The organism is Streptosporangium sp. NPDC006013, from assembly GCF_040614275.1.
Classification (GTDB): domain Bacteria; phylum Actinomycetota; class Actinomycetes; order Streptosporangiales; family Streptosporangiaceae; genus Streptosporangium.
On record NZ_JBEXUE010000484.1, the window covers coordinates 1 to 7,462 of the forward strand.

Sequence of the window (7,462 nt, forward strand, 5' to 3'; positions counted from 1 at the left end):
GGGCTGGCCAGGTCCACGCTGGCCCAGCGCCTCGACGCGCTGCTGAGCCGGCAGTGGATCGTGCCGACCGAGGAGGCCATCTCCTCGGGAGGCCGGCCCGCCGTCGCCTTCACGTTCAACCGCACCGCCCGCGTCGTCCTCGCCGCCGACCTCGGCGCCACCCACGCCCGGGTGGCGGTCACCGACCTCGGCACCACGGTCCTGGCGGAGCGCGCGGCCGAGGTGCCGATAGACCGCGGCCCCGAGGAGACGCTCGGCTGGCTCCAGCACACCTTCGAGGAGATGCTCGCCGAGACCGGCCACCGCCCGGACGAGATCTGCGGCATCGGCGTCGGTCTCCCCGGCCCGGTCGAGCACAGCTCGGGACGCCCGGTCAACCCGCCGATAATGCCGGGCTGGGACGGTTTCCCCGTTCCGGAATGGCTCGGCTCGCGCCTCGGCGCGCCCGTCCTCGTCGACAACGACGTGAACATCATGGCGCTGGGCGAGCACTGGGCCGCCCGCCCCGAGGCCGACCACCTCATCTTCATCAAGATCGGCACCGGTATCGGCTGCGGCATCATCAGCGACCGCCGCCTGCACCGGGGCGCCCAGGGCGCGGCGGGCGACATCGGCCACATCCAGGTGGCCTCGGCCCTCGACACCGTCTGCCGCTGCGGCAACGTCGGCTGCCTGGAGGCCGTCGCCAGCGGCGCCGCCATCTCGGCCAAACTCTGCGCGGCCGGGGTGACCGCCGAGGACAGCCGCGACGTGGTCCGTCTGGTGCGCAGCGGCAACACCCAGGCCGTCCAGCTCATCCGGCAGGCGGGCCGCGAGGTCGGCGACGTGCTCGCCTCGATCGTCAACTTCTTCAACCCCTCGGTGATCGTGGTCGGCGGCGACATCTCCGAGGCCGGGGAGCAGGTGCTCGCCGGCCTTCGCGAGGTCATCTACAGCCGGTCGCTGCCGCTGGCCACCCAGCATCTGACGATCACCGGCAGCGAGCTGGGCGACCGCGCGGGCGTGATCGGCGCCGCCGTCATGGTCATCGAACATGTCCTGGCCCCCGGCAGCGTCGACCGCTCCGTCAGCCCCGCCTGACCGCGCACGGTTCCGACGCCGCGGTTCCGCCGGGGAAGCCCGCGCACCGTCGATCCCGGACCGATCGGCGGCCGTGGGACACTCGTCCGGCCATGGACACCGAAACCATCAGGACCGCCCGGCTCACGCTCGAACCGCTGGCGGTGCGCCACGCGGCCGAGATGGCCGAGGTGCTCGGCGATCCGGCCCTGCACACCTTCATCGGCGGCTCTCCGGAGACCCCCGAACAACTCCGCGACCGCTATGCCCGCCTGGTCGCCGGGCCGCCACCGGGCCGGGACGAGTCGTGGCTCAACTGGGTGATCCGCCTCGACGGCCCGGATCGGCTGGTCGGTTACGTCCAGGCGACGGTGACCCGCGACCACGCGGCCGTGGCCTGGGTGGTGGGAACCCGCTGGCAGGGCCGGGGCATCGCCGGGGAGGCCGCGGTCGCCCTCGTCGACTGGCTCAGGGCGCGCGGCACGGCCGTCGTCGCCACCATCCATCCCGACCACGCCGCCTCGTCGGCCGTGGCCCGCGGGGCAGGGCTGGTACCGACCGGCGGCCGGGTGGACGGGGAGATCGTCTGGAGATACGGCGGGCGCGAACCTGAGTAGGAGTGCTCAGCCGCCGCTGAGTGCGTACGCTCTCCCCCGGCTTGGCGATCTTCGAAATCCTCGGGTCATGAAATGGTGGATCTTCCTGGTCGCGCTCGTCAGCACGGTGGTCGCGGCGTGGCTGCTCGTGTACGCCGACGTCCCGCTCGCCACGTTCCTGTCGCTCGGGCTCGGCGCGATCAGCCTCGTCTGGTTGATCGTGCTCCTCACCCTGCCGTGGAACCTCTACTTCGGGGCGCGCCAGGTGGTCCACGAGATCCACGTGTCCAGGGAGCGCGGCATCCAGGTGCCCGAGGGGCACGAGGCCGAGGCGTTGGAGATCGCCGGGCGGATGCGCCGGTTCGCCATCGGCGGCCACATCGTCTCCGCGGTGCTCCTGGCCGTCATCACCTACCTGTCCGGTGCCTTCGTGGGCTACTACTTCGCCGGTTTCTACCTGCTGAGCACCTGCTTCCGGCCGGCCGGCGCCTACCTGTCCCACCTGCGCGAGCGGGTCACCACGCTGATGAAGGAGGCACACCACCCCCGCGAGGACATCGTCTCGCTCGTCGCCAGGGTGGACGACCTGGCCGCCGAGGTGACCGCGCTGACCAGGTCAGCCGAGCGGCTCCGGGACGACGTCGAGACGCTCGGCGCCGACCTGCGCAACGGCGACGAGGCCCTGGAGCGCCGGATCACCGGGCTCGCCCGGCGTTTCGAGGACACCGTGGACGGTCTCACCGACAACCACGAGGTCATCACCGGGCTCAAGGCCTTCCTGCGCCTGGTCCGGGCCGACGCCCACGCCGACGCCCACGGTCAGGCCTGACCCGTGCCATGCCCGGGGCGCCGCCTCCAGCAGCCGCGCCGCGGCGCCGAGGACGTCCCGGACGCCGATTTCCAGCAGACCCGGATCGGGCCGGTAGGCGTAGGGGTCGCCGTGGCCGCCCGCCCACAGGACGACGTGCGGTCCCGTCTCCGGAGGTCCCCACACGGCGGGTGCGACGGGGCCGAACAGCGCCACGGAGGGCGTGGCGAACGCGGCCGCCAGATGGGTCACCCCGGTGTCCCCGCAGACCACCAGCCTGGCCCTGGCCACCAGCGCGGCCAGCTCGCGCAGCCCGGTGCGCCCGGCGAGCACGCACGAAGGCGGCAGCCCGGCGAGCATGGCCACCCGCTCGGCGAGGTCCCGCTCCCCCGCGCTCCCGGTGACCACCACCTCGTGCCCGTTCCTCCGCAGGTCCGCGGCCACCAGCGCGAACCGCTCCGGCGGCCAGCGCCTGGCCGGGTACCCGGCCCCGGGGTGGATGACGACGGGCCGGGACTCCTCCTCGCGAGAGGCGAGGCGCCGGAGCCCCAGATCGGCGGGGTCGGCCGTGATGCCGTACCAGGCGAGCAGGTCGCACCAGCGCCGCACCTCGTGCACGCCGTCCCGCCAGACCGGTCCGCGCGCGCCGGGGAAGGCGGGGTGGGAGTGGGTCAGCAGCCGGGCCGGGCCGGTGCGGTGGAGCGCGGCGATACCGCGCGGGCCGGCGCCGTGCAGGTTGACCGCGATGTCCACGCGCCGGCCGAGCGGTGGTACGTGACCGGGTCCCGACACGTCGCGCACCTCGTCCACCGCGCCGATCAGCGGCACCAGGGGCGCCAGCGCGGAAGGCGCGGCCAGCACGATCCGGTGGCCGGGGTGGGAGCGGCGCAGGGCGCGCAGGGCGGGGACCGCGGTGAGCAGGTCACCGAGTCCCAGCCCGCGCAGTACCACCATGACCGGGCGGTCCGCCTCGGGCCCGGCGGGGGCGCTCCGTCCTCCGTCGCCGGCACCGGTCTCGCGGAGACTCACGCAGGCCGGAGCGGTGCTCATCTGATCGTCTCCTTGATGGAGGTCAGGTGGTCGACCGCCTCGACGACCCGCGCGCTCGGCACCGACGACAGGCAGGGATGGCCGGCGACGGCGCAGGTACCCTCCCGGGTCACCCGGCAGGAGGCCCGCTGGTCACCGAGGATCACGACCGGCACGCCGTACGGCGCCCAGCGGCCGGCGGGGGCCAGGGGGGCGAACAGGCTGACGACCGGCGTGCCGACCGCCGCCGCGAGGTGGGCGGGCCCCGCGTCCGCGACGACCAGGGCGCACGCCCCGGCGAGCACCGCGGCGAGTTCGGGAAAGGTGGTCCTGCCGCCCAGGTCGACGACGGACCTTCCCCGCTGCCCGCCGTACGTGGCCGGGGGGCCGTTCCAGTTCCGGCCGCCCGTCGCGGCACACGTCCCGTCGACCCAGCCGGCGGTGAAGGCGGGCTCGTCCACCCTCCAGCCGCGCAGCCGGGCGGGTCCCCCGCCCATCCAGCCGCCCGCGAAGACGGGTCCCGGCGACAGACCGTGCTGCCCGGCACCCGCGGCGATCCGCGCGGTGAGCCCGTGCTCGTCCTGGCCACCGGTCACGACGACCCTGCGGCCCGAGCGGACGAGGTCCTGAACCGCGCGCGCCCACCTCTCCGCGGGCCATGCCCTGGCGGGGACCGAGGTGCCGGGGTGCACGACCACGTAGCCCGGTGGCCCGGTGAGGTGGCGGACCTCGGGCAACGGGTGCCGTACGGCGAGCCTCCCCGAATCTCCGCGCGGGAGCTCGAACCCCGCCGCCCTGGCCAGTCCGAGCATGCGCTCGCTCTCCGGCACGTCCACCTCCTCGTCGACGACGTGCCGTACGTCGAGCAGCGAGCCCGGGTCGTCGATGGAGACGGCGGCGACCCTCGGCGTACCCGCCAGCCTGAGTATCAGGGCCAGCGGCAACGCGGACTGGTGGCACGAGGTGAGGATCAGCGCCTGTTCGGGAGCCGTGTCCCGGATGGTCCGCAGCAGTCTCAGCACGTGCGGGCCGGTCACCGGCGGCGCGGTGGGGTCGATCCACGGCGCGCGCCACTCCACCACCCGCGACACCCCCGGCAGCAGCTCGCCCGCGGGCCGGCCCCGCGGCCCGGTGAGCAGCACGACCTGCCGCGCCTCCGCGGCCACCGCGCGGATCGCGGGCCCCGCCAGCAGGACGTCGCCCGCGTTGTCCAGGCGGGCGACGAGAACGGTGCCGGTCACCGCCGGCCTCCGGCGCGCCCTGGATGCGGTACGTGAGCCGCCAACAGAACGGTCGTTAAATCACGAAATATCGTGTTTTTTCCAAGAAACCTCATGGAGCCGGGCCTCTCATTCGATATCTAGTGACTACCGAGAGTGGCGCCCCTTAAACCGAAAAATCGGATATAGAGGTAGTTAAGAGCATTGGCCGACCGCTTTTATCACTACAAGTAATTGTTTTGAGGATTACCAGCCCTCTCCGCCGGGCAGCGAGCGGGGCGAAGCCCCGCGCGAGACAGGGGATGAGGGCGGCCGGCTCGCGCAGCCCGATGGATGCCGGCCGAGGCCGCCCCGCGACCACGGCCCCCCCACCGCGAGAAGCGAAGGGCCCGGAGTGGGGGCGGGAAGCCGGTCAGCCGGGGATGCCGGGGGCGTCAGGGACGTCGGGGATGCCGGGGGCATCGGGGAGGAGGTGCACGTTGGGCTCGCGGGCGCGGTCCGCCAGCTCGGGGATCTCCACCACGGTCACCCCCGCCTCCGCGAGTTCCTCGGCCCCGTGGCAGTCGACGAAGAGCAGCGGCTCCCGCCACGCCAGCACCACTCGCCGGACACCACTGTCCAGGATCAGGCGGGTGCAGGTCCTGGGGCGCGACCTGCGCGCGCTGCACGGCTCCAGGCTGCTGTAGACCGTGGCCCCGGCCAGCCTGGGATCGTCCGGGGAGATCTTGCCGAGCGCCGACTCCTCCGCGTGGACGTGGGGGTCGCCCTCCCGCGAGTAGCCGCGGGAGATCTCCTCGCCGTCCTCGGAGACGACCACGGCGCCGACGGAGAAGGCCGTCTCGGAGGGCGGGCACAGCCTCGCCAGGTCGCACGCCAGCCCCAGCCAGTCGTGGTCGTTCATCCGGACCTCCCGGTAGACGGTGCGTGTCAGGCCAGCCGGTAGCGCAGCAGGGTGACGTCGCCCATCCTGCGTACCTCCGCCAGGTCCATTCTGCGGTGGCGGTCCCGGGGGAAGTCCCCGTCCAGGACGAAACGCGGGGCGGCGGAGTCCCCGACGAAGAACGGGGCGACGACGAGGTGGAGCTCGTCCACGAGGTCCTGGCGCAGGAAACGGGTGTGGACGGAGGTGCCGCCCTCGACCATCAGACGGCGCACTCCCCGCCCGTACAGGTCGGCGAGGACCCGGCCGAGATCGATCGGCTCTCCCGCGTCGACCACCTCCGCGGCCCCCGCGAGGCGGGCGGCGAGTTTCGCCACGGCGGGCGACGCGGCGTACACGATCTTCTCCGCGTCACCGGCGGTGAAGAAGGCGGCGGCCGGGTCGAGGTTCCCGGTGGCGGTCAGCGTCACCTTCGCGGGGGACGGCGGCAGGCCGCGCGCGACCCGCTCCCGCCCGCGCTCCGGCGACCTGACCAGGAGCCGGGGGTTGTCGCGGCGGACGGTGCCCGCCCCGACCAGGATCGCGTCGCAGCCGGCGCGGACCTCGTCGACCCGGTCGAAGTCCTCGTCGTTGGAGAGCAGCAGCCGCTGCGGCGTGCGGTCGTCGATGTAGCCGTCGACGGACATCGCGCAGCTCAGCAGCACGTACGGGCGCTCGCCCACTCCCCGTCTCCCCTGGTCAGGCACCGGCCGATCGTAACAACCTCCCGCCCGGCCCGCTCGCGGCGGTGCCCACCTTCCCGCACTGTCGGAACTCCCGGTTTCCCCTGGTAGACCGCCATGACAGGCCGTCCTGACATATCGACACACACTCCCATCCGTTTACCTTCTGTTAACCTGAAACTGAAGCTTCCCGGGGTGAGGAGTTCATCATGCGTGCGGTTCTGCCGGACCTTGGTCACAAAGGCGCCTTCTCCGCTCCTGTCGAGGAGCCGATCGGCCGCCACCTCCACGACCCCGGTGTGCCGCCAGGAACCACCGTCCGCACGACCGACACCGGCCGGGGCAGGGAAGGCACATGACGGCGGGCCACCCGGTACGCGAGTGTCCAGCAGGCGCCGAGCACGACCGGCGGCACCGCCTCTGATGGGATGGACTCTGGCGTTCGCCGCCGTGGCGATCCTTTTCGTGCTGGTCAGCGGCGCCAACGACGGCGCCACCCTCATCGGTCTCGGGCTCAGGTTCCCCCGCTTCCCCGGATGGGCCGCCGCCACGATCCTGGTGGTCGTGCTCTTCGCCGTCCCCTACCTGCTGGGGGTGACCGTCGCGCGCACCTTCACCGAGCGGCTGGCCGGGCTCGGCACGAGCGGCGGCGCGGCGGCGTTCCTGGTGGGGGTGGTGATCGCGGTGGCGGTGGTCGCGGTGCTGACCGGCAGAGGGCTGCCGACCAGCCTGACGCTCGCGGTGATCGGAGGCATCGGCGGCGCGGGGCTCGGTGCCGGACTACCGGTCTCCTGGACCGACCTGGGCACCGTCCTGGCGATCGGGGCCTGCGCGCCCGTGGCCGGGCTGATCCTGGGCTACCTGCTGGGGGCCGTCTCGCGCCGGGTGCCCTCCTACCACCGCATGTCGCGGCTGGTGTCCGGCACCCACCTGCTGGCCTACACGGCCCAGTGCGTGGCGTACGCGCTGAACGACGGACAGAAGATGATCGCGGTGGTGAGCGTGGCGGTCGGCGTGGGCCGCGGCGGGCTCGGCGGGGTCGGCCCCATCGAGGTCCCGCCGGCGTGGATGGCGGTCCTGGTGGCGCTCTTCCTCGCCGGCGCGCTGACCAGCCTGATCCGTGTCGGAGGGCGGCTGGGCCGCGGGCT

The 7,462-nt window shown here is 73.4% G+C and carries 8 protein-coding genes; 4 read left to right on the top strand and 4 right to left on the bottom strand.

Translation table 11 applies throughout. The features are described from left to right. A partial coding sequence (locus ABZ260_RS42410; RefSeq protein ID WP_355629136.1) for an ROK family protein occupies window positions 1-1,080 on the top strand: 1,080 nt, incomplete at its 5' end. 92 nt (window positions 1,081-1,172) lie between these two features. Continuing rightward, window positions 1,173-1,676 carry a GNAT family N-acetyltransferase gene (locus tag ABZ260_RS42415; protein WP_355629139.1) on the top strand — a complete coding sequence of 168 codons (504 nt, stop codon included), beginning with the start codon at window positions 1,173-1,175 and terminating at the stop codon, window positions 1,674-1,676. A gap of 595 nt (window positions 1,677-2,271) precedes the next feature. Here the strand turns inward: ABZ260_RS42415 and ABZ260_RS42420 are convergent. The 4 genes from ABZ260_RS42420 to ABZ260_RS42435 form a co-directional block, all read right to left on the bottom strand. Then, window positions 2,272-3,513 carry a glycosyltransferase family 9 protein gene (locus ABZ260_RS42420; protein ID WP_355629141.1) on the bottom strand — a complete coding sequence of 414 codons (1,242 nt, stop codon included), beginning with the start codon at window positions 3,511-3,513 and terminating at the stop codon, window positions 2,272-2,274. Further along, window positions 3,510-4,733 (bottom strand): glycosyltransferase family 9 protein, encoded by a 1,224-nt coding sequence (locus ABZ260_RS42425; protein WP_355629144.1) that lies wholly within the window; start codon window positions 4,731-4,733, stop codon window positions 3,510-3,512. The genes ABZ260_RS42420 and ABZ260_RS42425 overlap by 4 nt, the downstream gene beginning before the upstream one ends. Before the next feature lie 391 nt (window positions 4,734-5,124). Further along, a complete protein-coding gene (locus ABZ260_RS42430) occupies window positions 5,125-5,613 on the bottom strand; it encodes a dCMP deaminase (protein WP_355629147.1) in 489 nt (162 codons plus the stop codon). A gap of 26 nt (window positions 5,614-5,639) precedes the next feature. After that, a complete protein-coding gene (locus ABZ260_RS42435) occupies window positions 5,640-6,338 on the bottom strand; it encodes a dihydrofolate reductase family protein (protein WP_350915081.1) in 699 nt (232 codons plus the stop codon). Window positions 6,339-6,523: 185 nt separating this feature from the next. On the opposite strand from ABZ260_RS42435, the gene ABZ260_RS42440 reads away from it, so the two are divergent. Further along, the gene (locus ABZ260_RS42440; protein ID WP_355629150.1) at window positions 6,524-6,673 is read left to right on the top strand and encodes a hypothetical protein; all 150 of its coding nucleotides are present in this window, start codon (window positions 6,524-6,526) and stop codon (window positions 6,671-6,673) included. Window positions 6,674-6,737: 64 nt separating this feature from the next. Continuing rightward, window positions 6,738-7,462 (top strand): inorganic phosphate transporter (locus ABZ260_RS42445; RefSeq protein WP_355629153.1); only part of this gene is annotated, 725 nt, incomplete at its 3' end.